Origin of the sequence: Rhizobium sp. 18055 (assembly GCF_902706285.1) — a bacterium.
In the GTDB taxonomy this organism is placed as follows: Bacteria; Pseudomonadota; Alphaproteobacteria; order Rhizobiales; family Rhizobiaceae; genus Rhizobium.
In genome coordinates this window covers 1-425 of sequence record NZ_CACSKD010000343.1, presented here as the reverse complement: position 1 = coordinate 425, position 425 = coordinate 1, and the positions used below count along the sequence as shown (strand labels likewise).

The following is a 425-nucleotide window of genomic DNA, read 5'->3' as shown; positions in this document are numbered from 1 at the left end:
CTGATCTTGAGGTACGCATAGTGCTTGGGCGTGAGCTTGATGCCCGCCACGCCGAAATTGCCGGGCACGAGGTCGATGAACGGGTCGTGCGGCTTGGGCAAGTTCTGGTGGACGGCGTCCATCACCTCCTGCGTGGCGTGCGGGCCGGTGACGGCCAGCACGCTCGGATGCATCTCGCGCACCAGGTTGCCGCCGCCCTCGCCCGCGCGCGCGCCCAGGCAGCCGGTGACGATCACCTTGCCGTTCTCGGCCAGCGCCTCGCCGATGGTGTCGAGGCTTTCCTTCACCGCGTCGTCGATGAAGCCGCAGGTGTTGACGATGACGAGGTCGGCGCCCTCGAAGGTCTTGGAAGTCTGGTAGCCCTCGGCGCTCAGCTGCGTGAGGATCAGTTCGGAATCCGTGAGGGCCTTCGGGCAGCCGAGGCT

General features: G+C 66.8%; 1 pseudogene. It reads right to left on the bottom strand.

From position 1 onward, the window contains the following. Positions 1 to 425 (bottom strand): annotated as a pseudogene (locus tag GVL52_RS32290) (30S ribosomal protein S12 methylthiotransferase RimO); the annotation flags it as partial.